This window comes from Pseudoalteromonas sp. 2CM32C (assembly GCF_023161925.1).
Classification (GTDB): domain Bacteria; phylum Pseudomonadota; class Gammaproteobacteria; order Enterobacterales; family Alteromonadaceae; genus Pseudoalteromonas; species Pseudoalteromonas marina.
In genome coordinates, this window is record NZ_JALNTI010000005.1 from 104,642 (window position 1) to 127,982 (window position 23,341).

The 23,341-nt window shown below is 40.4% G+C and carries 23 protein-coding genes; 10 read left to right on the forward strand and 13 right to left on the reverse strand.

Annotated features, from left to right (window positions below; translation table 11 throughout):
* Position 1: 1 nt before the first annotated feature.
* The 7 genes from dusB to rsmD all read right to left on the reverse strand — a co-directional run bounded on the left by dusB (position 2) and on the right by rsmD (position 7,595).
* Positions 2-973, reverse strand: a complete 972-nt coding sequence (dusB, locus tag MTF67_RS11230) for a tRNA dihydrouridine synthase DusB (protein WP_010556644.1) — start codon at positions 971-973, stop codon at positions 2-4.
* Between the two features lie 281 nt (positions 974-1,254).
* Complete coding sequence (gene prmA / locus MTF67_RS11235) at positions 1,255-2,136, reverse strand: 50S ribosomal protein L11 methyltransferase (protein ID WP_248519563.1); 882 nt, start codon at positions 2,134-2,136, stop codon at positions 1,255-1,257.
* 66 nt (positions 2,137-2,202) lie between these two features.
* Positions 2,203-4,047: an RNA polymerase sigma factor RpoD gene (gene rpoD / locus MTF67_RS11240; RefSeq protein ID WP_006794813.1), complete on the reverse strand. Its 1,845-nt coding sequence runs from the start codon at positions 4,045-4,047 to the stop codon at positions 2,203-2,205.
* Positions 4,048-4,171: 124 nt separating this feature from the next.
* Positions 4,172-5,923 (reverse strand): DNA primase, encoded by a 1,752-nt coding sequence (gene dnaG, locus MTF67_RS11245; RefSeq protein WP_008128763.1) that lies wholly within the window; start codon positions 5,921-5,923, stop codon positions 4,172-4,174.
* A gap of 239 nt (positions 5,924-6,162) precedes the next feature.
* Complete coding sequence (locus MTF67_RS11250; protein ID WP_006794811.1) at positions 6,163-6,609, reverse strand: GatB/YqeY domain-containing protein; 447 nt, start codon at positions 6,607-6,609, stop codon at positions 6,163-6,165.
* 19 nt (positions 6,610-6,628) lie between these two features.
* A complete protein-coding gene (gene rpsU / locus MTF67_RS11255; protein WP_002957797.1) occupies positions 6,629-6,844 on the reverse strand; it encodes a 30S ribosomal protein S21 in 216 nt (71 codons plus the stop codon).
* Between the two features lie 145 nt (positions 6,845-6,989).
* Positions 6,990-7,595 carry a 16S rRNA (guanine(966)-N(2))-methyltransferase RsmD gene (gene rsmD / locus MTF67_RS11260; protein WP_248519564.1) on the reverse strand — a complete coding sequence of 202 codons (606 nt, stop codon included), beginning with the start codon at positions 7,593-7,595 and terminating at the stop codon, positions 6,990-6,992.
* A 206-nt stretch (positions 7,596-7,801) separates the two neighbouring features.
* Here rsmD and ftsY point away from each other — a divergent pair, with 206 nt between their 5' ends.
* From ftsY to MTF67_RS11285, 5 genes are all read left to right on the forward strand, one after another.
* The gene (gene ftsY / locus MTF67_RS11265; RefSeq protein WP_248519565.1) at positions 7,802-9,673 is read left to right on the forward strand and encodes a signal recognition particle-docking protein FtsY; all 1,872 of its coding nucleotides are present in this window, start codon (positions 7,802-7,804) and stop codon (positions 9,671-9,673) included.
* Positions 9,674-9,758: 85 nt separating this feature from the next.
* A complete protein-coding gene (ftsE, locus tag MTF67_RS11270) occupies positions 9,759-10,436 on the forward strand; it encodes a cell division ATP-binding protein FtsE (protein ID WP_006794808.1) in 678 nt (225 codons plus the stop codon).
* Positions 10,433-11,419: a permease-like cell division protein FtsX gene (gene ftsX / locus MTF67_RS11275; protein WP_039037998.1), complete on the forward strand. Its 987-nt coding sequence runs from the start codon at positions 10,433-10,435 to the stop codon at positions 11,417-11,419. The genes ftsE and ftsX overlap by 4 nt, the downstream gene beginning before the upstream one ends.
* A 441-nt stretch (positions 11,420-11,860) precedes the next feature.
* The gene (gene rpoH, locus MTF67_RS11280; RefSeq protein WP_008128777.1) at positions 11,861-12,724 is read left to right on the forward strand and encodes an RNA polymerase sigma factor RpoH; all 864 of its coding nucleotides are present in this window, start codon (positions 11,861-11,863) and stop codon (positions 12,722-12,724) included.
* 399 nt (positions 12,725-13,123) lie between these two features.
* Positions 13,124-13,540 (forward strand): hypothetical protein, encoded by a 417-nt coding sequence (locus tag MTF67_RS11285; protein ID WP_039038000.1) that lies wholly within the window; start codon positions 13,124-13,126, stop codon positions 13,538-13,540.
* Between the two features lie 5 nt (positions 13,541-13,545).
* Here MTF67_RS11285 and MTF67_RS11290 read toward each other — a convergent pair whose 3' ends face one another.
* From MTF67_RS11290 to gpmM, 4 genes are all read right to left on the reverse strand, one after another.
* A complete protein-coding gene (locus MTF67_RS11290; RefSeq protein WP_052242901.1) occupies positions 13,546-14,295 on the reverse strand; it encodes a divergent polysaccharide deacetylase family protein in 750 nt (249 codons plus the stop codon).
* An 80-nt stretch (positions 14,296-14,375) separates the two neighbouring features.
* Complete coding sequence (locus MTF67_RS11295) at positions 14,376-15,623, reverse strand: S41 family peptidase (protein WP_039038001.1); 1,248 nt, start codon at positions 15,621-15,623, stop codon at positions 14,376-14,378.
* Between the two features lie 34 nt (positions 15,624-15,657).
* The gene (locus MTF67_RS11300) at positions 15,658-16,797 is read right to left on the reverse strand and encodes a peptidoglycan DD-metalloendopeptidase family protein (protein ID WP_039038002.1); all 1,140 of its coding nucleotides are present in this window, start codon (positions 16,795-16,797) and stop codon (positions 15,658-15,660) included.
* 3 nt (positions 16,798-16,800) lie between these two features.
* A complete protein-coding gene (gene gpmM / locus MTF67_RS11305; RefSeq protein ID WP_006794824.1) occupies positions 16,801-18,345 on the reverse strand; it encodes a 2,3-bisphosphoglycerate-independent phosphoglycerate mutase in 1,545 nt (514 codons plus the stop codon).
* 271 nt (positions 18,346-18,616) lie between these two features.
* Here gpmM and MTF67_RS11310 point away from each other — a divergent pair, with 271 nt between their 5' ends.
* Genes MTF67_RS11310 through gpsA form a run of 4 tightly spaced genes read left to right on the forward strand, consistent with a single transcriptional unit; the run spans position 18,617 to position 20,872 of the window.
* The gene (locus MTF67_RS11310) at positions 18,617-19,048 is read left to right on the forward strand and encodes a rhodanese-like domain-containing protein (RefSeq protein WP_006794823.1); all 432 of its coding nucleotides are present in this window, start codon (positions 18,617-18,619) and stop codon (positions 19,046-19,048) included.
* 32 nt (positions 19,049-19,080) lie between these two features.
* The gene (grxC, locus tag MTF67_RS11315) at positions 19,081-19,338 is read left to right on the forward strand and encodes a glutaredoxin 3 (protein ID WP_006794822.1); all 258 of its coding nucleotides are present in this window, start codon (positions 19,081-19,083) and stop codon (positions 19,336-19,338) included.
* A gap of 34 nt (positions 19,339-19,372) precedes the next feature.
* Positions 19,373-19,861, forward strand: coding sequence for a protein-export chaperone SecB (gene secB, locus MTF67_RS11320; protein WP_006794821.1), 489 nt, complete (start codon positions 19,373-19,375; stop codon positions 19,859-19,861).
* A gap of 3 nt (positions 19,862-19,864) precedes the next feature.
* Positions 19,865-20,872 carry an NAD(P)H-dependent glycerol-3-phosphate dehydrogenase gene (gene gpsA / locus MTF67_RS11325; protein ID WP_039038003.1) on the forward strand — a complete coding sequence of 336 codons (1,008 nt, stop codon included), beginning with the start codon at positions 19,865-19,867 and terminating at the stop codon, positions 20,870-20,872.
* 74 nt (positions 20,873-20,946) lie between these two features.
* On the opposite strand, the gene trmL is transcribed toward gpsA, so the two are convergent.
* Positions 20,947-21,411 carry a tRNA (uridine(34)/cytosine(34)/5-carboxymethylaminomethyluridine(34)-2'-O)-methyltransferase TrmL gene (gene trmL / locus MTF67_RS11330; RefSeq protein ID WP_008128796.1) on the reverse strand — a complete coding sequence of 155 codons (465 nt, stop codon included), beginning with the start codon at positions 21,409-21,411 and terminating at the stop codon, positions 20,947-20,949.
* A 156-nt stretch (positions 21,412-21,567) separates the two neighbouring features.
* On the opposite strand from trmL, the gene MTF67_RS11335 reads away from it, so the two are divergent.
* Positions 21,568-22,434, forward strand: a complete 867-nt coding sequence (locus MTF67_RS11335; RefSeq protein WP_082014446.1) for a cation diffusion facilitator family transporter — start codon at positions 21,568-21,570, stop codon at positions 22,432-22,434.
* On the opposite strand, the gene MTF67_RS11340 is transcribed toward MTF67_RS11335, so the two are convergent.
* Positions 22,394-23,341, reverse strand: coding sequence for an alpha/beta hydrolase (locus MTF67_RS11340; protein ID WP_248519566.1), 948 nt, complete (start codon positions 23,339-23,341; stop codon positions 22,394-22,396). The genes MTF67_RS11335 and MTF67_RS11340 overlap by 41 nt on opposite strands.

Below are 23,341 nucleotides of genomic sequence, written 5' to 3' on the forward strand. Positions count from 1 at the left end.
CTTAGTTAGCTGCTAGTGTTTTAAAGTATTGCTCTAATGCGACGACCTGTGCTTCTGAGTTGTCGAGCGCATTAAATACTCGCCTAAACTGACCATCACTGTCATGGGTTTGCAAATACCAAGATACATGTTTGCGAGCAATTCTCGCGCCCATTGGCTCACCGTAAAACGCATGGAGGTTTGTTAAATGCTCCATTAAAATACTGCGCACCTCTGCAATAGCAGGTGGCTGCATGTGTTCACCAGTTCGCAAATAGTGGTCTATTTCCCTAAATATCCAAGGGCGACCTTGGGCGGCTCGACCAATCATAATGGCATCTGCACCCGTATAGTCTAAAACCTGTTTTGCTTTTTCTGGCGAGGTAATATCACCATTTGCAACAACAGGAATTGACACTGAACGTTTTATATCCCTAATCGTGGCGTATTCTGCTTCACCTTTATACATACATGCGCGTGTTCGCCCATGTACAGCCAGTGATGCAATGCCATAACGTTCAGCTATTCTCGCAATCTCTACACCATTACGGTTATCCGGATCCCACCCTGTACGGATTTTAAGTGTTACAGGTATATCAACAGCATTAACAACTGCATCAATAATCTCTTCCACGAGTTCAGGAAACTGTAATAAAGCAGAGCCTGCGAGTTTCTTGTTCACTTTTTTTGCTGGGCACCCCATATTGATATCTATGATTTGTGCACCGTTAGCAACATTGAATTGTGCGGCCTGCGCCATAAGCTCAGGATCAGCTCCTGCAATCTGCACCGCGCGTATACCCGACTCACCGCTGTGATCCATACGATTCATCGACTTTTCAGTTTTCCAAACCTTTGGGTTTGACGATAACATTTCAGACACAGCAAGCCCGGCGCCTAAGCGACGGCAGAGTTGTCTAAATGGTCTGTCTGTAATGCCGGCCATAGGCGCAACAATTACATTATTCTCAAGTTGGTATTTACCGATACGCACTGTATTCAATAGGCCTCTTTTCAAGGGGCGCTAAGTTTACGGCTTTTTTGACAAAAATCAAAGGCTATAAATTGAACAAAAGTGACTTTTTTTTGCTCTTTTCGTATTGACATTTGATAACCGTATGACGGAAGGGTTTATTTGTGTGAAATTTGAACGAATGATGTTTTTATAATAAATAATGTTTATTTTTTATTTTGTAAAAAAATAGTAAAGCCTGTTAAATACAGGCTTTACATGCGACTTTTGAGTTAATACTCTAAAATTTATAATGTATATGCTTAGCTATTTTTTGTACCGCTAACACGGGTCCAATCACCTTCAATGGCAATTTCATCGAGCTCAATAAAGGGCGCGTATATGTCAGCAACCGATTGTGCTTGTTCTTCTAAAATACCAGACATGGCAATTTTACCGCCTGGCTTTAACAACCCTAAAATCACACTGTGAAGCTCTCGTAGTGGTTGCGCTAAAATATTAGCCACTACAATATCTGCAGTAAACTCTGGCTGGTTTTCTGGTAAGTACACTTCTAGCTTATCGGCTACGCCGTTTCTGTTTGCGTTATCAAGACTTGCTTCAAGTGCTTGTGGGTCAATATCAATCCCAATCATGCGCTCAGCACCCAGTTTAATAGCAGCGATACCTAAAATGCCTGAGCCACAACCAAAATCCACGACGGTTTTACCGGTAAGGTCTTGGCTTTCTAGCCATTTTAAACACAGAGCTGTTGTTGCGTGTGTGCCTGTGCCAAACGCAAGGCCAGGGTCAAGTAAAACGTTAACAGCATCAGGATCAGGAATATCGCGCCAGCTAGGGCAAATCCATAGCTTTTCACCAAACTGAATAGGGTGGAAGTTATCCATCCATTCACGTTCCCAGTCTTTATCTTCAAGCTGTTCAATTTTGTAAACGAGTGATTCATTTATTTCGTCGTGGCGTTTTAATAGTGCGATCACTTCGTTCATATCGTGATTAGCTTCAAATAAACCAATTACAGTGGTGTCAGCCCAAAATTCAACAGTGCCAATTTTTGGCTCATATATAGGTGTGTCTTTAGCATCCATAAAGGTAACAGACGCACTGCCTGCTTCCATTAATAGGTCACTTACTGCATCTGCGGTTGCTGCATTGGCATTGATACGGATTTGGATCCAAGCCATCTTTATTTCCTTGAAATAGAAAAAAGGCCGCTACAGCGGCCTTTTTAGTTTATACAAAGCGCTAAATTACTTAGCGTCTAAAAAGCTTTTTAGTAAATCTGAGCGAGAAGGGTGGCGTAATTTACGCAGCGCTTTCGCTTCTATTTGACGAATACGCTCACGTGTTACGTCAAATTGTTTACCTACTTCTTCTAAGGTGTGGTCGGTATTCATATCGATACCAAAGCGCATACGAAGTACTTTAGCTTCACGCGCTGTTAAGCCCGCTAGTACGTCGTTAGTTGCGCCACGAAGCGACTCCATTGTTGCCGAATCGATTGGCGAATCAATGGTAGTATCTTCGATAAAGTCACCTAAGTGCGAATCTTCATCATCACCGATTGGTGTTTCCATCGAAATTGGCTCTTTAGCAATTTTAAGTACCTTACGGATTTTATCCTCAGGCATCATCATGCGTTCAGCTAATTCTTCTGGATTTGGCTCACGACCCATTTCTTGTAACATTTGACGAGAGATACGGTTAAGCTTATTAATCGTTTCGATCATATGTACCGGAATACGGATAGTTCTTGCTTGGTCGGCAATAGAGCGAGTAATTGCTTGACGTATCCACCACGTAGCATAAGTAGAGAACTTATAACCACGACGGTATTCAAACTTATCTACCGCTTTCATCAAGCCAATATTACCTTCTTGGATTAAATCCAAGAACTGTAAACCACGGTTTGTGTATTTTTTAGCAATTGAGATTACAAGACGTAAGTTAGCTTCAACCATTTCTTTTTTCGCACGGCGCGCTTTTGCTTCACCAATACTCATACGACGGTTAATGTCTTTAATACGCTCTATGCTTAAACCAGTTGTTTGCTCAATAATAGATAGCTTATTGATACAACGAATTATTTCAGGTTTAACTTCTTCAAGTTTAGCTGAGTATTTTTCGTTGTTTGAAATTTCTAAATCAACCCACGAAGGATCTGTTTCGTTATTAGCAAAGTGCTTAACGAATGCTTTCTTAGGTAGCTTAGCAATTTGTACAGCTTGTTTCATGATTAGACGTTCTTGAACACGAACGCGGTCCATCATTTCGCGCATGTTGTTAACCATGCGATCAAACTGTTTAGGAATTAGCTTGAAGGTTCTGAAAAGCTCACCAATTTCAAAAATGGCGGCTTGTGAATCAGGATGCGAACGACCTTTAGCTTCAAACGTATCACGTGCTTTATTGTATAAATCACGTAAGTTTTCAAAATGAATGCGAGCTTCTTCAGGATCTGGGCCTGTATCTACTTCTTCTTCATCTTCATCATCGTCACTTTTGTCATCGTCTTCATCATCGTCATCAAGTTGTTTTTCACTTAATTCTGAACCGATGTTAGTTGCTGAAATTGGCGCTTCGTCTTCGTTCGGATCAATGAAACCAACGATGATATCGCTTAAACGCATTTCTTCTGCTTCAAACTTATCCCACTGCTCTAGTAGGTAAGTGATTGCTTCAGGGTATTCAGCAACTGAAATTTGTACTTGGTTGATCCCTTCTTCAATACGCTTAGCGATAACAATTTCGCCTTCACGTGTAAGAAGTTCAACAGTGCCCATTTCGCGCATGTACATGCGAACCGGATCGGTAGTGCGGCCAATTTCTTTTTCTACCGTAGCAAGTGCAGCAGCGGCAGCTTCAGCTGCGTCTTCGTCTGTCGTTGTTTCTTGCATCATTAATTCATCGGCATCAGGCGCGTTTTCGCTAACCTTAATACCCATGTCATTAATCATGCTTATGATATCTTCTACTTGATCTGAGTCAATTATGTCTTGTGGAAGGTGATCATTTACTTCTGCAAAAGTTAAGTAGCCTTGCTCTTTACCTTTTTGAATCAGAAGTTTTAATTGTGACTGAGGAGTTGGATCCATAGAGATTGTTTCTTCCACTCTGATAAGTTGATACAACAGGCGCCATCACTTGGTTTACATTAATGCCAACCAGAACAATGTGACGCAGTGAATAGCACAGTATAACATCCAAAACTAGATCTGACTAGCTGTTAGTCGCTTTTAACGCTGTCATTAGTAAATGACATTCTAGTCTTTCGTCGCTATTTAAACCTTGTGTCTTGTCTTTTATTAATAAGGTCTCTAGTCGATAATTTAAACACTGATCTTCAATAAATTTAAAAGTATTTTTAAAAACAGTCTCTAAACGCTCTTCATTTATTTCATGTTGCCAAGTAGCGAGCTTAATAAGAGGCTCATAATCGTCAGTATCTCTAAAAAATTCGAGTATCTGAGCCGTAGTGATAGTCTCTTTTTCAAGTGCTTGTTGCTGCAAGCGAAGCAATAAACCAATACCTGCAATGTTCATTTGTGCAAGTTCTGGCAAATAAGGAACACTTTTAGCTAGGTTTGGATGCTGAATTAAAATACCAATAGCCTGTCGCATTGGGGTTATTTTAAATTTTCGCTCAATAGAATGCTGTTGCTTTGGTGTTTTTAATCGATTATTAAGTTGTTCACGCGTGCGCCCAATTAGTCTGCCTAATTGCTCTAAAATATTTTCTTGGTAAAATTCACTCGGAATTTTTTCAATGAGCGGTAGGGCTGCACTGAGTAATTTTGCTTTACCAGAATCGAGTGTTAAATCAATTTCTTGGCTTAATTTGTTAAACATGACTTTAGTAAAGTCATCGGCTTCACTTAAACGCTGTTCGAATGCTTCTTTACCTTCTTTTTGCACTAATGAATCGGGATCTTCTCCATCAGGCAAAAATACAAAGTTCAATGCTTTACCGTCATTTAAGTAGGGGAGCGCATTTTCAAGTGCCCGCCAAGCTGCATCGCGTCCAGCTCGGTCGCCATCGTAACAACAAATAACTTTATCGGTCGTTCTAAATAACGTATGCATGTGTTCGCTTGTTGTGGCGGTTCCCAGTGCTGCAACAGCGTATTCAATCTCTTTTTCTGCAAGTGCAACAACATCCATGTAGCCTTCAACGATAAGAATGTGCTCTAACTTTTTGTGTGCTTGTTTAGCTTCATAAAGGCCATAAAGCTCAAACCCTTTATGAAAAATTCGAGTCTCTGGAGAGTTTAAATATTTAGGCCCTTGATCAGCTTGCATAACGCGACCGCCAAAGGCGACAACTCTGCCGCGTTTATCACGAATAGGAAACATTAAGCGGTCGCGAAAAAAGTCGAACTGCCTGCCTGGTGTTTTTTCTGAGGCGAGCTTTAATTCGACGAGTTGCTCTTTTTGTTCTTTATTACGGCCAAGTTGTAAACATAAGCCATCCCATTCACTAGGGGCGTAGCCAACCATAAACTTTTTAACGGTCTCTCCGCTCAGTCCTCGACCTTTAACATAGTCAATGACTGCGGCCGAGTTAGCGTGGTGCTTTAGTTGGTGCTGATAAAAGCGAGCTGTATGAAGCATCAAATCGTAATCTGAACGCTTTTGCGCAGCGGTACGTTCTGGCGCAGAGCTACCGCCTTGTTCGCGGGGCACGTCCAAGTTGAGCATGCTGGCAAGCTCTTCAATGGCATCAACAAACTCTAGTTTGTCGTATTCCATAACAAACGATATTGCGTTGCCATTCGCACCACAGCCAAAGCAATGATAAAACTGCTTATCTTGCGATACCGTAAACGAGGGAGACTTTTCGTTATGAAAAGGGCAACACGCTTGATAGTCTTTACCGGCTTTTTTAAGCCCAACTTTAGAGTCTATCAGGTCGACAATATCGGTTCTGGCAAGTAAATCATCTATAAAACTTCGTGGGATCTTTCCAGCCATTAGTAAAATACAGTCCTGAAATATTAAGAAGAATAACGAAAGTGAAACTTAAAATTTATACTCGTAAGGTATAAATAATTGGACCTTAACTTATCAAAATGACGGCTAAATAAATAGAGTCAGTATGAATAATTTCATTTTTGAATATAGGCATAACGTTTACTTTTTAGTGACGTAAAAACAAAGAAACCGAGCACTAGGCTCGGTTTACTTCAATTATACTTTACGTATAGGGAGTGTTAGGCGGTTAATCTTTGCTTTATTAAACCAGAGATCTTACCCATATCGGCGCGACCTTCAGCTTTGCTTTTGATTATACCCATCACTTTACCCATGTCTTGCATACCTGCTGCGTTAGTATCAGCAATAGCCGCGTCAATGAGAGCAATTATTTCTTCGTCACTCAACTGTTGAGGTAAGAAGGTTTCAAGTGCTGTTATTTCATTGGCTTCAATTTCAGCTAAATCATCACGCCCAGCATCTTTGTACTGAGTGTAAGAGTCGCGACGTTGTTTAACAAGCTTCACTATAACGGAGGTAATACCTGCGTCGTCTAGTGTTATTTGCTCGTCAATCTCACGTTGCTTGATTGCAGCAAGTACCATGCGAATAGGGTTAAGACGTTGTTTGTCTTTAGCTCTCATCGCATCTTTTTGCGCATCTTTTAGCGTTATTAAAAGGCTCATTTATACAAGACCTAATGTATTAGTATAATTTAACGCGACGAGCGTTATCACGAGAAAGTTTTTTCATGTGACGCTTAACTGCTGCAGCTTTCTTACGCTTACGCTCAGCTGTTGGCTTTTCATAGTGCTCGCGACGACGAACTTCTGAAAGGATACCTGCTTTTTCACATGAACGCTTGAAGCGACGAAGTGCTACGTCAAACGGTTCGTTCTCTCTTACTTTAATTACTGGCATTAAAAATTCACCTACCTAAATTATGAGCGTTGCTCAAGTTGATCAAACATTGATCAAGTGGTTCAAAAATGGTGCGGTATTGTAATCCGAAGCAACACCACATGTAAAGGATAATATTAACAGAAACGCATAGTGTAAAACAGTATTAATTTAGCTGGCGTTGGTAGAGTCTACAAAATACTTGGCCTGCTTTTTTTTCTTTAATTAACAGCCAGTTACTAGGTGGTTTGAACGTATTTAGATCGCTCTCTACTTCAACGTAAATTAGTGCTTCTTCGCTAAGCCAATTATTTATTTCTAATAAGTTACAGCTAGTTTGAGCTAAATTTTTGCGAAAAGGCGGGTCAACAAAAACAAGATCAAAAGGCGTATTACTATTTTTTTGTTCTAAAAATGAAAGAGAGTTAGTGTGCCTTACCTGTGCATTTTGTAATTTTAGTGTTGCTATGTTTTGCGCTAGTTGCTTTGCTGCACTTGGGTCAAGCTCTATAAAAAGAGCAGTACTTGCAAAACGCGAAAGAGCTTCGAACCCCAACCCACCAGAACCTGCAAAACAATCTAGAACGTTAGCATCACGCGTGTCTTGCATTAACCAGTTAAATACTGTCTCTTTAATTCGGTCTGTAGTAGGACGTAAACCTTGTACGTCTTTTACTGGAAGCTTTCGGCCGCGAAATTGCCCACTTATCACTCTAATAAAGCCATCAGTAGATTTGGTAATTGCTTTATTTTTAGTTGTTTTATTTCTCATTTAGCTCACTAAAAAATGGTATCTGGGATCTAGCTCAGATAATATTGTAGTAGATTACGTATAGCTTCATTTTTCAACCGCATTAAAAGTGTTACTATTGAACACTTATGTTTTGAATGGTTGTTTGGCTGGCAAAGTGTGTTGGCTCTTCCAAGCTATTTTCAAATTTTAGTTTATCAGATTTTTATAAGTGGTTATTAGCAAGTATGGCAAAAAAAAGTAAATTAATGTCTTGGCTCGGCTTTGGTAAGTCAGATAAAAAACAAGCCGAACAAAAAGCAGAGGCTGATAAACAACAAGCTTTAGCAGAGCAAGAAGCTAAACGCTTAGAAGAAGAACGCGTTGCCGCTGAAAAAGCCGAGCAAGAACGCGCTGCTGCAGAGCAAGCGGAAAAATTAGCAATAGAACGAGCAAATGCCGAGCTGCTAGCAAAAGAACAGGCAGAAGCCGAGCAGCAGAGAGTGGAGCAACAAAATCGCCTTGCTGAGCAAGCTGAAGCTAAACGCTTAGAAGAAGAACGCGTTGCCGCTGAAAAAGCCGAGCAAGAACGCGCTTCTGCAGAGCAAGCGGAAAAATTAGCAATAGAACGAGCAAATGCTGAGCTGTTAGCAAAAGAACAGGCGGAAGCCGAGCAGCAGAGAGTTGAGCAACAAAAGCGCCTTGCTGAGCAAGCTGAAGCGCAGCGTTTAGAACAAGAACGTATTGCAGCAGAGCAAGCAGAAGCGCAGCGCATAGAGCAAGAACGCATTACAGCACAGCAGGCAGAAACGCAGCGCATAGAGCAAGAACGCATTTCAGCACAGCAAGCAGAAGCGCAGCGCATAGAGCAAGAACGCATTGCAGCAGAGCAAGCAGAGGCCCAGCGTTTAGAGCAAGAACGCATTGCAGCAGAGCAAGGAGAAGCGCAGCGCATAGAGCAAGAACGCATTGCAGCGGAGCAAGCAGAAGCCCAGCGTTTAGAGCAAGAACGCATTGCAACAGAGCAAGCAGAAGCGCAGCGCTTAGAACAAGAACGTATTGCAGCAGAGCAAGCCGAAGTGCAGCGCTTAGAACAAGAACGTGTTGCAGCAGAGCAAGCCGAAGTGCAGCGCTTAGAACAAGAACGTATTGTAGCAGAGCAAGCTAAGAAAGAAGAAAAGCCTAAGAAAGAAGGCTTTTTTTCACGTCTTAAAAAAGGATTACTAAAAACCCGCGTTAATATTGGCGCAGGATTCTCGTCTATTTTTAGTGGTAAAAAAATAGATGATGACCTTTTTGAAGAGCTTGAAACTCAATTATTGACGGCTGATTTAGGCGTAGATACCACCATGAAGTTAATCGATAGACTAACGGACGGTGCAAATAGAAAGCAGCTTAAGGATGGTGATGCTTTATATGAGCTAATGAAGCAAGAAATGGCAGCGATGCTAAAGACTGCTGAACAGCCATTAACAATACCAGCAGAAAAAAAACCGTTTGTGATTTTAATGGTAGGCGTAAATGGGGTTGGTAAAACAACTACGATTGGTAAGCTCGCTAAGCAATTTCAAAATGAAGGTAAGTCGGTCATGCTTGCTGCGGGTGACACTTTTAGAGCTGCTGCGGTTGAACAACTTCAAGTATGGGGTGAGCGCAATAGTATTCCAGTTATAGCACAGCATACCGGAGCCGATAGTGCATCGGTGGTATTTGATGCCTTTCAGGCCGCAAAAGCGCGTAATGTAGATGTGTTAATTGCTGATACAGCGGGTCGTCTGCAAAATAAAGATAATTTGATGCAAGAGCTTGAGAAAATAGCTCGTGTAATGAAAAAAATAGATCCTGATGCACCGCACGAGGTGATGCTAACCATAGATGCAGGTACAGGGCAAAATGCGATTAGCCAAGTAAACTTGTTTAACCAATGTGTGGGTTTAACGGGTATTACTTTGTCAAAACTTGATGGTACAGCAAAGGGTGGAGTTATTTTTGCTGTAGCTGATAAGTTTAACATTCCAATTCGTTATATTGGTGTTGGTGAAGGTATTGATGATTTGCGTTCATTTAAAAGCGATGACTTTATTGATGCATTATTTAGCCAAGATGAGGACGACGCTTAATTTACCAAAAAGGGAGCTTGCTCCCTTTTTAATTGCGAGGAATACCAATTACATTAACACTTTAATGAGGTTGGCATAATAAAAAATGATAAATTTTCAGCAAGTAAGTAAAACCTATCCAGGGGGGCATCGTGCCCTCGAAAAAGTTAATTTTCATATAAAACCTGGCGAATTAGCCTTTTTGACCGGTCATAGTGGTGCGGGTAAAAGTACACTTTTAAAGCTTATCAGCTTAATGGAACGTCCATCTGCTGGTAACGTATTTATTAATGGTGTTGATTTAAATAAAGTTAATTCGCGACAAATCCCTTATGCTCGCCGAGATATTGGTATTATTTTTCAAAACCATAGATTATTAGAACGATACACTGTATTTGATAATGTTGCGCTACCGCTGATCATCGAAGGAACTCATCGTAATCAAATCGCAAAGCGTGTTCATGGTGCGCTCGATAAAGTGGGTTTAATCGATAAAGTTAAATGTCATCCATCTATGTTGTCGGGTGGTGAGCAACAGCGAGTCGGTATTGCACGCGCTATTGTAAATTCTCCGCCAATTTTACTTGCCGATGAGCCAACGGGTAACTTAGATCCTGAACTCTCAATGGAAATACTTAAATTATTTGAAGACTTTAATAAGCATGGTACAACCGTACTTATTGCTACCCATGACTTAGGCCTTGTTGCACGCATGAAGTATAGGAGCTTAACGTTAAAGGATGGCAGAATGCTTGAAGATCCACTAGCGCAGGGGGCATTATGAGTTTACTGTTTAAAAGCCGCCAAAACAAAAATGAAAAACAAAAAAAATCAGTTATTTCAAATGGCTACTTTTTTATCGTTAACATTTTTCGCCAAGGGATTCATAGTCTGGGTGAAATGTGGCGTACACCACTGGCATCAATGATGACAATTGCGGTACTTGGATTAAGCTTAACGCTTCCTGCCACACTTTACTTAGTGGTTAAAAATGTGCAGCAAGTAAGTAGTGGCTTTGAAGAGGCTAGTGAAATATCGTTATTTGTAAAACAAACAATGACGAAACAAGAAACAGCGACGCTAGTTAAGCGCCTAGCCTTATATCCTGAAGTAGAGAGTGTAACGTTTATTTCAAAACAGCAAGCGCTAAAAGAATTTCAGGAAGTGTCAGGTTTTGGGCAAGCGCTAGAATATTTAGATAGCAACCCATTACCCGATGTTGTGCTCGTTACACCTACTAAGCGGCATCGCCAACCTAATGCCGCCAAGGTACTTATGACCAAGTTAGAAGCGGAACGTGAGGTTGATTTTGGCAAACTTGATATAGCCTGGTTAGAGCGCTTAAATGCATTGCTTAGCTTGCTAAAAGAAAGTGTAATAACCATTACCTTATTATTATTAACGTCTGTAACTCTCATAATAGGTAATACTATTCGCCTATCGATTATGGATAAAAAAGAAGAAATACAAGTAATGAAACTTGTAGGTGCTACAAATACGTTTATACACGCACCATTTTTATGGACTGGTATTTGGTATGGCGTTATTGGTGGATTATTTGCTTTTATATCAGTTGCATTGATGATGTGGTGGCTTTCTTCAGCCGTAAACAGTGTGGCTGGTGTGTATCAAACTAACTTTTTACTCATTGGTTTAACGCTTAGCGAATTTGGCTTTTTAGTTTTACTTGCTACAAGTTTGGGGTTTGTTGGCTCTTACTTATCTGTAAATCGATACATCAAAGAAATAGAGCCAGACAAAGTGTAATACGCACCTATATAGCTCGCTGTTAATCAAGCGAGCTATATAGGTTATGCTATTGGCGCTTTATTCGCTTCAAAGTAAACTTTGTGAATATACACTTAACTTTATAAGCGTGTTTATCTCTTCCTCATTCGCGCAAGCTAATACAAGTGAACTAACTCAATGCTTAGCGCGTATATTATTGGGTTGGGTTGTTCAGGTCCTATAAAAACTGTCACATTTATCTACTACCCTCCATATCAAGCATGAATTGTAAATAGAGTGAAAAACTGACGTTAATCACCCGCAATCCCTTAATTCATCGCTTATTCAGTCGCTTATAGTAGACTTCAATAACGCTAAAAAACCGCTTGATTTATACTTTAAAAAAGTTTTAAATTGGGGTTAGCACTCTTCGATAAAGAGTGCTAAGATGGTTTCAAATGTTTATCACCGAGGTGAAAAATGAGTAAAGATTTATACGCAATGGCACTTACAGTTGGACAACAAAGCGCAAGCATGGATGGCTACCTTCAAGCGGTCAGCACAATCCCTATGCTTAAAGTTGAAGAAGAGCAAGAACTTGCTAAAAAACTTCAGGAAGAAGGCGATCTTAGTGCTGCAAAGCAACTCATTATGTCGCATTTGCGCTTTGTAGCGCATATAGCTAAAAGCTACTCGGGATACGGCTTGCCACAAGCTGACCTTATTCAAGAAGGCAATATAGGCCTGATGAAAGCGGTTAAACGTTTCGACCCAAGCGTGGGTGTTCGTTTAGTATCGTTTGCAGTGCATTGGATTAAAGCCGAAATACACGAATTTGTTCTTAAGAACTGGCGTATAGTTAAAGTAGCTACTACAAAAGCACAGCGTAAATTGTTTTTTAATCTTCGTAAAAATAAAAAGCGTTTAGGCTGGTTTAACCAAGCAGAGGTTAGCACTGTTGCTAGTGAGCTGGGTGTAAGCGAAAAAGAAGTGCGTGAAATGGAATCTCGTATGAGCGGTCAAGATATGGGCTTTGACTTAACGGGTGATGATAACGATGACGCACCAACAAGCACTTATTCACCGGTACAATATTTAACGGATGGTTCTGCTGATTTAGCTGATGACATTGAACAGCAACAATGGCAAGAACAGTCTCATACTCGTTTGTTTAGTGCACTTAAAACACTAGATGAACGTTCACAAGACATTGTAAGTGCGCGCTGGTTGTCTGATGACAAAGCAACACTGCAAGAGCTTGCTGAAAAATACAGTGTATCTGCTGAGCGTGTTCGCCAGCTTGAAAAAACAGCAATGAAAAAGTTACAAAGCGCTATGAGCTGATATGTTCTAAAAGCGTAATATTTTTAAAAGCCCTGCATTAAAATGCAGGGCTTTTTTGTTGAAAATTTATACGTATTCATGTAGGTTCTAGTGATTATAAAAAAGCTTTAAAAGGATATTTGGCTTTGAATTACTACTTAATGTCGTTAATTATCGCCCTAGGCGTGATTATTAGTATTGGGCATGACCCACACTATTACGAAGTAAACTACATCTTAATCCCCGCTTTTTTGCTCACTATATTTGGTTTTATTTATAGATTAACTGGTAAGAAGATATTTGGCTTTGTAGCAATGCTCGGCTTTATTTTTTTTGTGCCTATTGGTCTGATAGGTATCTACGCAATCAGAAACATGATGGATGATCATGCTAAATTACTATTCAAAAGGACACTGAAAAATGACAACAGAAACCATCGATAAACCTACAGGTATTATTAAAGTTGATAAAGGTAAACTGCAAATACAATTATATGTAGGTATATTAATTTTACCTTTAGCCTTCTTTATACCAATGGCTGCATTTTATGGTGTATTACTCATTACTATGTATTTTGTTAATAGCAATATTGAAGTGGTTAGGTTTTATTCTAAATATTCAGAGGTTAAACAAGGTTTAATCCGTTCACGTTGGTTAATAGCTAATAGCGCGGTTGTAAGTGCAAAAAAGTTAGATGAGCACATAGTTCTTACATTGATAGAAGATGAAAAGCTAAGAACACGAAAAATAACACTGAAACCACTTAGTGAAGACGGCCAACAGAGTATTTTGAAATACTATCAGGCACAAGCAAGAAAGAATAAGTACCCTATTTAATTTAATTATCGCGCGCTAATCGTTTTCCCTTGAGCTTGCGCTAACTGAATATATTTACGTTGTACTAACTGAGAAACAGGAACTAACTCATAGCCTTGTTGAGTAAGCTCAGGCAGGGCTTTACGTAAAAAAGCAATGGTCTCAGGATAAGGGTGGGCAATGGCAATGGCAAAATTGTGATCTGTTGCTTTTTGTTTAAGTTCATCGAGCCTAAACTGAAGCTGATCTGCTGTTGTTATGTTGTCCAAAAAAACATGGCGACCAATATTTTCAACCCCAAAAAAGTTTGCAGCATTTTGTGCCTGGCTTAAGCCAGTTGTTCGGCTATCTAAAAAGTACAACTCGCGCTTTTTAAGGACTTCCATTGTCCATTTCATAGCTTGGCTTTGCTGAGTTAATGCAGAGCCCATATGGTTATTAACACCTCTAACTTGCGGTAAACTTGCTAGTGCTGTTCCTAGCGTTTGTTGAAGTTGAGCTTTGTCCATATCAAGAGTAAGCGCACCAGGCCCTAGTGCTTTGCCGTTAAGTGCCTGCATAGGCACATGTAAAAGCAGTTCTTTATTTGCTTTGCTAGCACGTGTTGCAAAAACTTGTGAATAGGGTGTGTGGGGCAAAATTGAATAGGTCAATTGCCCAGGTAAGGTTAAAAAATCTAAGTCTCTTTGGTGATAGCCTATATCATCAATAACTATCGCTATTTGTTTAGCATTAGCGCTAAAGCAAGCGATACATACACTGAAAAAAAGCCACATCCGTATTTTTCTGTTAATAGTATTCACGTTTATAATTTTTATTATCTTTTTTATGCCCAGTAACGCTCAAACAAAATAGATTACTGCATACTGAGTAATTGTTTTGCTTTAACTAACTGTAAATCAGCTAAGGTGTTAATAAGCTGGTGTTGATTATTTTTTACTTGCTCATTTTTTATTATAACGGCTTTATTGTTTTGTGGAAGTGTTGTTTGATTAATCGTCACATCGGGCTTTATTCCAACGCCATCTATTGATTCACCAGAAGGTGTAAAATACTTTGCGGTAGTGAGTTTTAAAGCGGTATTGCCATCACCTAATGGTATAAGTGATTGCACAGACCCTTTTCCAAAAGATTGGCTTCCAACCACTTTTGCCCTGTTGTTGTCTTTTAAGGCACCGGCTAAAATTTCAGCCGCAGAGGCTGAATTTTCATTAATAAGAACAACAATCGGAGCGCCTTTGAGTATGTCGCCCCGTTTAGCATAAAAGGCTTGGTTAGCGTCAAAGTATCTGCCTTTCGTTGTTACTATAGTTCCGCTTTCTAAGAATAAATCAGAGATCGCAATCGCACTTTTTAGGGTGCCTCCGGGGTTGTCACGTAAATCAATTACAAGCCCTAATAATGGGTAATCATAATTATTTTGCATCGCTGCAATTTGCAGTGCAACTTCGTGTAGTGTGTGATTAGAAAAACTATTAATAGCTAAATAGCCAATGCCGGACTCTAAAACTTTACTGGTTACACTCTCTAATTGTATTTGCGTACGAGCTACGTTAAATGACAAAACTTCTGGGCTTTCATTTCGCTTAACCGTGAGATTAATTGTTGTAAATTTATTTTCTTTTATTAAAGTTGCGACTTCGCTAACGCTGAGCAAATTGACCGTTTTTTGATTAACACTAACAATAATATCGCCAGCTAAAATACCTGCTTCTTTCGCTGGTGAGTTATTTACCACGTTAACTATTTTTATGTCAGTATCGACCTTTTTTACTTCAATACCTAAGCCCGTATATTGGCCATTGGTATTATCAAATAAGGCATCGAGCTCGTGTTCGTTAAGGTATTTAGAGTAGGGGTCTAGCTTTGAGTATAAGCGCTCAAACTGTTTGTTGTTGTATTGCACATAATGGCTGTTTTGAAGATCTAAATCGTCAACATAATAGGCGTGTATGTTAAATAAAATTTCATCTATTTGTTGGCTTTTAAGGTTTTTTACTGAGCTGGCAAATGCATTGTTAAGTACTAAAGTAAAGGTGAATAAAAGCAGGCTGAAAACATAGCCTGCTTTTTTAAATGCGGGTATTACATTGTTGTTTTTCATCAGCTACTCCTCAGCGGAGCAGCGGTTTATTCAATTAAATACGTCTGCACCATTTTACGGGATTTACTGCGCGTCCTTTGTGTCGTATTTCAAAGTATAGACCAGAACTTGCCTGTCCGCCGCTTTGGCCAACCAACGCTAAAGTGTCGCCTTGGCGTACCATGTCACCTACGTCTCTCAGTAGTGTTTGTGCATGGCCGTATAGGCTCATAAATCCTTCACCATGATCGACTACAATTACCCAGCCATAACCTTTTAACCAATCTGCAAATACAACTTGGCCATTGTGCACGCTATTAACATTTTCGCCTTCTTTAGCGCCAATTAGCACGCCTTTCCAATCAATGCCGCCATGTTTGCGCTGGCCAAACTTGTGCTTTAATTTACCTTTACTAGGCCAGTTTAATTTGCCTTTATTTTTATTGAGGCCAAGTAATTCTATTTTTTTTGTTTTTTCTTTTTCTAACTCTTCAATTGTATTAACAAGGGTTTGTTGGTTTTCTTTTAAGTAATCGATAGAGCTTTTAGTACTCGTAAGCTGAGCTTGAAGATTCCTAAGGTTTGCTTGGCGTTCACTTTGTGCATTTACTAAGGCTGTTTGACGCCTTTTTTGCTCGTTGTATAAACCTAAAAGTTTTTCTTTTGTTTTATTTAGTGCAACTTGGTTTAACGCGATTTGTTGTTTAAGTGCTTTTAATTCTTCTATCTGTTCAATTCGTGCTTTGTTTAGGTAATTATAATAGCTCAGTGTTCGCTCAAATTGCGCTGTGTTTTCTTGATTCAGCAACATTTTAGAGTAGTCATCACCACCTGCCATGTAAGCGCTTTTAAGTTGCGCTCCTAAAATACGTTGAAATTCGATGTGTTTTTTATCGAGTTCATCAGCTTTTTTTTGTTGTTGATTTTGCTGTTGTTGGGTTTCTTTAACAGATTGCTCAGCCATATTAAGTGCTTTAGCGTTTTTAGCTATTTCAAGCTCATGGCTTTTAAGATTTTTTTGAAGTTGAGATATTTTTTTTCGTTGTTGATTATACTCAGATTGGCTTTGTTCAAGTGCTTGTTTCACCTGTGAGAGATCTTTTTTAGTGCGATCTTCATTGGCAACTGCTGATGCAGTCACCAATGAGGCGAGTATTAAGCCGCACTTAAAGTATCGGTTAACACGTTTAATCATGGGCTATTTCAACGTCATGATGGGTGTGCCAGTCATTTCACTTGGCTGCTCCATGCCCATTAAGTGCAGCATAGTAGGGGCAACATCACTTAATGCTTTACCTTCTGATGGTGTCGCATCGCGACCAACATAAATAAAGGGCACCGGTTCACTTGTATGCGCGGTATGTGCTTGGCCCGTTTTAAGGTTAGCCATTTGTTCTGCATTGCCATGATCGGCTGTGATCAACGCTTCACCGCCAAATTCGTTCAATGCATCAACTACACGGCCAATACAGGTGTCAACGGCTTCACAAGCTTTTACAGCGGCATCAAAAACACCTGAGTGGCCAACCATATCGCCATTAGGGTAATTACATATAATAGCGTCGTATTTCCCGCTTTTAATTGCTTCTACGAGCTTATCGGTTAGCATTTCTGAGTTCATTTCAGGTTGCAAGTCGTAGGTAGCCACTTGCGGTGAAGGGATTAGTTCACGCGTTTCACCTTCAAATTCGTCCTCACGTCCGCCGCTAAAAAAGAAGGTAACGTGTGCGTATTTTTCTGTTTCAGAAATACGCAGTTGTGTTTTCCCTTGTTTTTCAAGCCACTCCCCTAATACATTAGTAAGAGGAGTTGGGCCAAATGCAACGGGTGCGTCTATATCGGCTGCATATTCTGTCATCATAACAAATGCGCTGAGAGCGGGGGATTTTTTCTTGGTAAAGCCATCAAACTCAGGCTCTACAAAGGCGCGTGTAATTTCTCGTGCTCGGTCTGCCCTAAAGTTTGCAAAAATAACGGTGTCGCCGTCATTAATTTGCGCAGCTTCTCTACCTGCTGGTGTAATGGTTGTAGGAGCAACAAACTCGTCGTTTTCGTCGCGCTCATAAGCTGCATTTAATGCGGTTACGCCATCGCTGTAGTTAAACTCTCCAATACCAGAAGTCATTACGTCATAGGCTTTTTCTACACGATTCCAGCGGTTATCTCTATCCATTGCATAATAACGACCAACCAGTGTTGCTAGCCGACCACATTCAAGTTTTGCAAACAACGCTTCTATACGTTCAATCGATTCTTTGGCACTACGCGGTGGTGTATCACGACCATCCAAAAATGCATGAAAATAGACTTCCTTAGCACCGCGTTTTGCAGCCAGCTCTATGCTTGCAACAATGTGATCTTCATGACTATGAACGCCACCCGGGCTCAATAACCCCATAACATGAACGGCTTTGCCGGCATTAACTGCTTTATCAATGTTTTCAACAAGTGCAGGGGTTGAGTCAAATTCACCGTCATTTATTGCTTTTGTGATTCGAGTAAAGTCTTGGTATACAACACGTCCTGCACCTAAATTAACATGCCCAACTTCAGAATTACCCATTTGTCCATCAGGAAGACCTACATCAAAACCAGATGCTGAAATTAATGTGCGAGGGCGAGATGCCCATAAGTTATCTAACACGGGGGTATTCGCTGCTAGTATTGCATTGCTTTGCTCGTCTTCACGATATCCCCAACCGTCTAAAATCATTAATACCAGTGGTTTTTTATGTTCAGTCATAGTCACTCCTAAAAGTTAGCACCTGTTTTGCTTTAGCATACCGTGTTTTGTTACTTGAATCAGCATACAAAACAGCATATTAATTTTTTTCACTTAATTGAATATCGTATTGATGCTGATGTGCGGTTAATAACCTTTATATGGGGTGTTTTTCCTCCTTTTAAACTCTGTGTAAACTCGCATTTTAAGTTGGTTTGGGTATACTTGCGTGGCTAAAGTCTAAAATGTCTAAAACATTGCGTTTTAGGATGTAATTTATAGTGGAAGTCGAATGGATCAATATATTGAATTTATAAGCAATCACCCTATTTTAAGCCTTGCTTGGGTTGGTATTGTTTTTCTTATTGTCAGTGGTTGGATAAAAAGTAAATTTTCAGCTATTCGTCAAATAAACCCTCAGCAACTAACGCTACTTATTAACCGTGAAGATGGTCAAGTAGTGGATATGCGCGCACAAAAAGAGTTTACGTCTGGCCGTATTTCGGGTGCTGAACACTTAAGCCCTGAAAATGCCAAAAAATCTGACTTTTCAGGCCTTGAAAAGTACAAGACTAAACCCATTATATTGGTATGTACTACAGGTATGACAGCCCAAGGCACGGCCACAGCAATGCATAAAGCTGGTTTTGAACAGGTTTATGTATTAGCGGGCGGAATGGGTGCATGGCAATCTGCCAGCTTACCAACGATAACAGGTCGCTAATCTCGTTTAGCTAAACCGATAGAGGATTTATTATGAGTAACGTTGTTTTATACACCAAGGCATATTGTCCATTTTGTCAGCGCGCTATGGCGCTTTTAAAAAGCAAAGGCGTTGAATTCACTAATTTTGATATTGGTGTACAACCTGAACTTCGCGATGAAATGATTACTAAAGCCGGTGGCGCAAGCACTGTACCGCAAATTTTTATTAATGATGAACATATCGGTGGCTGTGACGACATGATGGCTATTGAGGCTCAAGGTAAACTTGACGCTAAGCTTAACGCTTAATTTAATTATAATAACGAACAAGTTAGGAATAACAATGAACGAAGAAACTCAAAACGCAGCAGCGGCACAAGACGCAGGCGCACAATTTACTATTCAACGCATTTACACTAAAGACGTGTCGTTTGAAACGCCAAACTCTCCGGCAATTTTTCAAAAAGAATGGACGCCAGAAGTTAAGCTAGACCTAGATACTCGCTCTAACAAGTTAGACGAAGGTGTATTTGAAGTTGTTTTAGCATTAACTGTGACAGCATCAATTGGCGAAGAAACTGCGTTTTTATGTGAAATTCAACAAGCGGGTATTTTTACTATTGCTGAGGTTGAAGAAGTACAACTTGCTCATATGCTAGGTGCATTTTGTCCAAACGTATTGTTCCCATATGCACGTGAAGCGGTATCTAACCTAGTTAACCGTGGCACTTTCCCACAGTTAAACCTTGCGCCAGTAAACTTTGACGCATTGTTTGCACAGTATATGCAACAACGTACTGCGCAAGCTGACCAGGTTACAGCAGACGCATAACTTATGAGTACAGCAACTTCAGCTGTTACTGTATTGGGGGCGGGGTCTTATGGCACCGCCCTTGCTATTTGTTTAGCCCGAAATGGTCATAAAGTGACGCTTTGGGGACGCAATAGCGACGACGTTGCTACGCTTGCAGCTGAGCGGAAAAATCAACGTTACTTACCAGATGCACCCTTCCCAGACACTCTAGTACTAGAAGCCGATTTACAACGTGCCGTTGCATGTAGCGCTATTGTGCTTGTTGTTGTGCCAAGCCATGCATTTGGCGACACACTTGCGCAAATAAAACCTGCATTGCAAATCGATGCTAAAGTCGCGTGGGCGACTAAAGGCCTTGAGCCAAATACAGGGCGTTTATTACAAGAAGTTGCACAGCAAGAGCTGGGTGATGAAATCGCACTTGCGGTACTTTCGGGTCCTACATTTGCGAAAGAAATGGCAATGGGTTCACCAACAGCTATTTCTGTTTCGTCTACCTCACCTGAGTTTGCACAACAATTGGCTGATTTACTGCATTGTGGTCGTTCATTTCGAGTGTATAACAATGACGATTTTATTGGCATACAGCTTGGTGGTGCGGTTAAAAACGTAATTGCTATTGGCGCGGGTATTTCTGATGGTGTAGGTTTTGGAGCCAATGCTCGCACAGCCTTGATCACACGAGGTCTTGCTGAACTGACTCGGTTAGGTTGCGCTCTAGGCGCAAAGCCAGAAACCTTTATGGGAATGGCAGGCCTTGGCGATTTAATTTTAACCTGTACCGATAACCAATCACGCAATCGTCGTTTTGGTTTAGCACTGGGTAAAGGTGAAAGTGTTGAAGCTGCAATTGAGTCGATAGGCCAAGTAGTCGAGGGCTTTAGAAACACCAAAGAGGTGTATTTACTTGCCCAGCGTGCAGGCGTTGAAATGCCTATCACTGAACAGATTTACAAAGTACTTTATGAAAATAAAGATATGAAAGCTGCTGCCATGGCATTGTTAGGCAGAGAGCAACGATCAGAATAGCATTCACTACTGTGATAAAAACTAAAAAAACCGACATCATGTCGGTTTTTTTGTCAGCTTTAATAATACGCGTATTACTGCGCGTTAGGAAAGCCCAGCTGTCGCCATGATTCGTAAACAAATACAGCGACTGCGTTTGATAGGTTCATGCTTCGGCTATTTGGTTGCATTGGGATACGCACACGCTGCTCGTTTGGTAGAGCTTGAATCATCTCATCGGGTAGCCCGCGTGTTTCTGGACCAAATACTAGACAGTCGCCGGGTTCGTAACATGCTTCATGATGAAATTGGCTGCCTTTGGTTGTACATGCATACACTTTTTTCGGTTTACATTTTTCAAGATACGCTTCAAATGACGCATGACGCTGAACATGGCTGAATTCATGGTAATCAAGGCCTGCACGCTTTACACGTTTGTCGTCCCACTCAAACCCTAAAGGCTCAATTAAGTGCAGCGAAAAGCCGGTATTTGCACAAAGGCGGATAATATTCCCTGTGTTTGGTGGAATTTCAGGTTGGTATAAAACAATATCCAGCATAATTAGCCTTTTAATAAATGGTATTTGACGAGAGCAGTATACACGAAACCCTTAAAAAAAATGATATACTCAAAGTATTGAATACTCTTATTAGCGGATGAAATTGTGCATAACCGCAGTTACGAATTTTGGGTTAAAGCCTCTAGCATTATTACTATGGTAATGGTGAGTTTAATGATTGCGGCAAAGGCATGGGCCTGGCTTGCTTCAGGCTCTGCTTCAATGCTTGGCTCCTTAACAGACTCATTAATGGACATTACCGCTACATTTATGAGTTTTTTAGTTTTAGGCTACGCACTGCGTCCAGCCGATGATGATCATCGGTTTGGCCACGGTAAAGCCGAGGCATTAGCAGGGCTTGGGCAAGCTGCGTTTATTGCAGGCTCGGGCTGTTTACTGGCCTTTCATGGTATAGAGCGCTTATTTAACCCTATAGAGCTTACACATTCATTATTAGGTGTATGGGTAAGTGCTTTTGCAATTGCATGTACTCTGGTCATTGTTTTTGTACAAACTAAGGTTATTAAGCATACCGAGTCGATTGCTATAAAAGCAGATTCGGTGCATTACAAAGGTGATTTGATTTTAAACGCTGCTGTTTTAATTGCGATTGCTCTATCTTATTACGGAATGATGTATGCCGATCCTATTTTTGCAATAGGGGTAGCAGGTTACTTACTTTATAACAGTTGGGATATTGCAAGAGATAGTGCCGATCATTTAATGGATAGAGAACTCCCAGACGATGAAAAGCAAAGCATTTTTGATATTGCTAAAGAGCACAGCGATGTGCATGGCGTACACGGGATCCGTACTCGCCAGGGGGGGAAAATTAAGTTTATTCAAATGCATTTAGAGCTTGATGACCATTTAAGTCTAATACGAGCCCATACTGTGGCTGATGAGGTTGAAGCGATGATTGGTGCTCGTTTTGAATCTGAGGTTGATATACTAATCCACCTCGACCCGCTTTCTGTTTTAACTAAGCCGTCACCGACTCACAAAACTTATACAGACTCTTAAGCACTGGCTGGCGTACTTCATCACATTCAAAGAATAGTTCGTGCTTGGCGTCAGTAAAGCTTTCTAGGGTAATATTCGCGTACTTATTAGCTAGTCTATAGTGCGCTTCATTATCGACAACTACATCGTTTTTTGCACTTGCAATGTAAAGTGGAATATCAACAGTAAGCTCATCTATTGATGATAAAAAAGTAAAGGTTGAATTTAGCCACCCATAAGTAACCCCGCCAAGTTGTAATAAAGGCTCCTCATTATATGTTTGCCTAAATAGGTTGTAGCGTAATTCGCAACTTGTTAATACGTTTAAAGGGAACTCTTCTGGGGTGTAGTCGGTTTGTCCAAGGGCATAGCTAAATTGAAAACCAAGACGTACGGCATTACTTGCAATTATTCGGGCTAAAGGCTTTGGAATACCTTTGGTGTGTATATCGAACATTGGGGCTGATAAAAACGCACCGCTAAAACTATGCTGATAGTTTGCCAAATAATCAAATGCAATAGCACCTCCCATTGAGTGGCTCACTAATAGCTTTTCACCTTGCCAAACGGTGTCGACTATTTGGGTGTTAAATAAATTAAGATCGGCACTGTAGTCACCAAAATTATTTACGTAACCTTTATGTTTATTTTTTAAATAGCGGTAAGAGCGGCCCTGTCCTTGGTGGTCAACAATAAAAACAGCAAAATTATTAGTATAAAGCTCCCATAACAACTCTTTGTATTTATCGAGCCCTTCGATTCTGCCTGAGCTAATAACTATGGCAACATGAGCTTTATCTGGCAGGGCATGCGCGTAAAATAACTGCCCATTAGGCGTATTTAAATACGCTTTAACTAATGTGTTTTGATAAAAATCATTAATGGCTGATTGGTTACCTTTAAGCTCGCGCTCACTACTATAAAACAT

What these genes read in the sequence shown, in the direction of transcription:
- rpsU (WP_002957797.1), bottom strand. Translation starts at nt 6,844, where the DNA reads ATGCCAGTAATTAAAGTAAGAGAGAACGAACCGTTTGACGTAGCACTT.
- dnaG (WP_008128763.1), bottom strand. Translation starts at nt 5,923, where the DNA reads ATGGCTGGAAAGATCCCACGAAGTTTTATAGATGATTTACTTGCCAGA.
- MTF67_RS11285 (WP_039038000.1), top strand. Translation starts at nt 13,124, where the DNA reads ATGACAACAGAAACCATCGATAAACCTACAGGTATTATTAAAGTTGAT.
- rsmD (WP_248519564.1), bottom strand. Translation starts at nt 7,595, where the DNA reads ATGAGAAATAAAACAACTAAAAATAAAGCAATTACCAAATCTACTGAT.
- prmA (WP_248519563.1), bottom strand. Translation starts at nt 2,136, where the DNA reads ATGGCTTGGATCCAAATCCGTATCAATGCCAATGCAGCAACCGCAGAT.
- MTF67_RS11250 (WP_006794811.1), bottom strand. Translation starts at nt 6,609, where the DNA reads ATGAGCCTTTTAATAACGCTAAAAGATGCGCAAAAAGATGCGATGAGA.
- gpsA (WP_039038003.1), top strand. Translation starts at nt 19,865, where the DNA reads ATGAGTACAGCAACTTCAGCTGTTACTGTATTGGGGGCGGGGTCTTAT.
- trmL (WP_008128796.1), bottom strand. Translation starts at nt 21,411, where the DNA reads ATGCTGGATATTGTTTTATACCAACCTGAAATTCCACCAAACACAGGG.
- MTF67_RS11335 (WP_082014446.1), top strand. Translation starts at nt 21,568, where the DNA reads ATGGTAATGGTGAGTTTAATGATTGCGGCAAAGGCATGGGCCTGGCTT.
- MTF67_RS11295 (WP_039038001.1), bottom strand. Translation starts at nt 15,623, where the DNA reads ATGAAAAACAACAATGTAATACCCGCATTTAAAAAAGCAGGCTATGTT.
- grxC (WP_006794822.1), top strand. Translation starts at nt 19,081, where the DNA reads ATGAGTAACGTTGTTTTATACACCAAGGCATATTGTCCATTTTGTCAG.
- rpoH (WP_008128777.1), top strand. Translation starts at nt 11,861, where the DNA reads ATGAGTAAAGATTTATACGCAATGGCACTTACAGTTGGACAACAAAGC.
- rpoD (WP_006794813.1), bottom strand. Translation starts at nt 4,047, where the DNA reads ATGGATCCAACTCCTCAGTCACAATTAAAACTTCTGATTCAAAAAGGT.
- MTF67_RS11290 (WP_052242901.1), bottom strand. Translation starts at nt 14,295, where the DNA reads ATGTGGCTTTTTTTCAGTGTATGTATCGCTTGCTTTAGCGCTAATGCT.
- MTF67_RS11310 (WP_006794823.1), top strand. Translation starts at nt 18,617, where the DNA reads ATGGATCAATATATTGAATTTATAAGCAATCACCCTATTTTAAGCCTT.
- gpmM (WP_006794824.1), bottom strand. Translation starts at nt 18,345, where the DNA reads ATGACTGAACATAAAAAACCACTGGTATTAATGATTTTAGACGGTTGG.
- ftsY (WP_248519565.1), top strand. Translation starts at nt 7,802, where the DNA reads ATGGCAAAAAAAAGTAAATTAATGTCTTGGCTCGGCTTTGGTAAGTCA.
- ftsE (WP_006794808.1), top strand. Translation starts at nt 9,759, where the DNA reads ATGATAAATTTTCAGCAAGTAAGTAAAACCTATCCAGGGGGGCATCGT.
- MTF67_RS11300 (WP_039038002.1), bottom strand. Translation starts at nt 16,797, where the DNA reads ATGATTAAACGTGTTAACCGATACTTTAAGTGCGGCTTAATACTCGCC.
- MTF67_RS11340 (WP_248519566.1), bottom strand. Translation starts at nt 23,341, where the DNA reads ATGTTTTATAGTAGTGAGCGCGAGCTTAAAGGTAACCAATCAGCCATT.
- secB (WP_006794821.1), top strand. Translation starts at nt 19,373, where the DNA reads ATGAACGAAGAAACTCAAAACGCAGCAGCGGCACAAGACGCAGGCGCA.
- ftsX (WP_039037998.1), top strand. Translation starts at nt 10,433, where the DNA reads ATGAGTTTACTGTTTAAAAGCCGCCAAAACAAAAATGAAAAACAAAAA.